Below are 920 nucleotides of genomic sequence, written 5' to 3' on the forward strand. Positions count from 1 at the left end.
GGGTGCCCCCGACCCGTCGAAAGGAGGCCCGCATGGCCACGAAGAAGGAGATAATGCGCCAGCTGCTGAAGGGGGTGAGCTGGAACGAGGCGGCGAGGTCGCTCGGGTGCAGCAAGGCGACGGTGGCGAAGTGCGCCGCCAAGATGGACGAGGGGCGGATCGACTCGGAGAGGCTGGAGTCGATGACCGACGCGGAGGTCTCGGGCCTCTTCGCCGACGGCAGGTCGAAGCGCGGCGAAGAGTACCTCGAGCCCGATTACGAGCGCGTCTGCGACCAGCTCGCGAGGGTGCCGAAGATGACGCTCTCGCTGCAGTGGGCGCGCTACCTCGATTGTAACCCGGGCGGCAAGAGGCTCTACCAATACTCCCAGTTCTGCAAGAAGGTCGGCGAGTACGCGAGGGCCCGCGGCCTCGCGGCGCGCATCGCGCACGAGCCCGGCAGGACGATGCACGTGGACTGGGCGGGCCTCACCGCATCGGTCTTCGACCCGGTGACGGGCGGGAGGTCGCCCGCCTACCTGTTCGTCGCGGTCTTCCCCTGGTCGGGCTGGATATGGGCCGAGTGCTTCGCCGACATGCGCAGCCGGTCCTGGATCCAGGCGCACGTGCACGCGTTCCAGGCGGCGGGAGGGGTCCCCGACGTCCTCGTGCCGGACAACTGCGCCACCGCCACCGACCGCAGGAGGAGGTCCGACCCGGTGAAGGTCAACGACGCCTACCTCGAGATGGCCGAGCACTACGGGTGCGCGGTGGTGCCGGCCAGGGAGGGGAAACCGAGGGACAAGGGCGCGGTGGAGAAGGCGGTGGACCTGTGCGAGATGTGGGTGCTCGCACCGCTCGCCGACGAGCGCCTCACGTCCCTCGACGAGCTGAACCGCGAGGTGCGGAGGCTCGTCGACGCCCTCAACGCCCGCGAGCGC

Annotated in this window: 1 protein-coding gene; it reads left to right on the forward strand. The window is 69.7% G+C overall.

Going from position 1 to position 920, the window contains the following annotated elements:
* Positions 1-32 precede the first annotated feature (32 nt).
* Positions 33-920 (forward strand): IS21 family transposase (gene istA, locus H6A15_RS10180; RefSeq protein ID WP_204673642.1); only part of this gene is annotated, 888 nt, incomplete at its 3' end.

Source organism: Enorma phocaeensis (genome assembly GCF_016901575.1).
GTDB lineage: Bacteria > Actinomycetota > Coriobacteriia > Coriobacteriales > Coriobacteriaceae > Limicola > Limicola phocaeensis_A.